1 protein-coding gene is annotated in these 1,039 nt (G+C 68.0%); it reads left to right on the top strand.

The genetic code is table 11. The annotated features are described in order from the left end of the window. Window positions 1-208: 208 nt before the first annotated feature. The coding region (locus tag RM423_RS24850) for a hypothetical protein (RefSeq protein WP_311425715.1) at window positions 209-1,039 on the top strand (831 nt) is incomplete at its 3' end.

The raw sequence follows: 1,039 nt of genomic DNA, 5'->3' as shown, positions 1-1,039 counted from the left end.
TCATCGGTCTGCCGAATCGCCTGAAACCGGCACGCTGCAGCCCGTCGACACCCGGTCATGGACTGCTGCTGCCAAATGTCCGCACTGTCGTCAGTTCGCGAGCACGTCCTCGGCCTTGATGTCCGTGGGATGCAGCGTTTATAGGACCGCTGACCTGACCGCCAATACCTGACCCGATGTCGAGATGGCCGCCAAAACTCTGGCAGACATGACGGATGGTCGACCCTGGCGAGCTGACGTACTGGCGGGTTTGGCGACGGTCAGGTCGCCGGGTTCCGGTCCGCGGCTGCGCACGACGCAGGAGTTCGAGGACTTCGAGCAGGAACTCGTCGACCAGTACCTGCTGGCGATGGTCGGCGCGGGCAGTGTGGACAGCACGGTGGCTGCTGAGCGGGCGACGATCTTCGACTTCGTGCGCCTCCTCGGCGAGCCGGTGTGGACGACGCAGGCCGCAGACGCCGATCGGTATCTGAGTTGGCTGCGTCGCGAGCGCCGGCGGCAGGGCTCGACCGTGCATAGCAAGGCTGTGGGGTTGGCGCAGTTCTTCGGGTTCCTGCTGGCCCGCTACCAGGGCGACATCCATGCGTTGACCGGGTCCGTGTTGGTGCAGCCGATCGATGAGTTCAATCGTCGGGCCAAGTGCGACACCGGCGCGGGCCGGGTGCCGTACAGCACCCCGGAAGTCGAGGTGCTGTTCTCCGGGTGGCGCGGGTCGCTGCCGGAGGCAGGCAAGTTTCTGCCCGCGGCGCGGGGCTACCTGGCGGTGTCGCTGTGGCGGCGGGCTGGTCTGCGGATCAGCGAGTCCGCCGGTCTGGACGTGCGCGACTGGCGACCGGACCTCGGCGAGTTCGGCAAGCTGCACGTCGGGCTGGGCAAGGGCAGCCGCTGGCGTGGCCCGAAGACCCGGCTGTCGCCGTGCATCGATGGCGTGGAGCCTTCGCTGCGCTGGTGGTTCACCGATGTGCGGCACCAGTTCGGTGAGGACTACGCCGACCCGGACGCTCCGCTGCTGCCCAGCGAGCGCCGCGACCCGCAGACG

Source organism: Jatrophihabitans lederbergiae, from assembly GCF_031845305.1.
In the GTDB taxonomy this organism is placed as follows: domain Bacteria; phylum Actinomycetota; class Actinomycetes; order Mycobacteriales; family Jatrophihabitantaceae; genus Jatrophihabitans_A; species Jatrophihabitans_A lederbergiae.
Note: the sequence above shows the minus strand (reverse complement) of the source record. Positions and strands in the feature narration are given on the sequence as shown.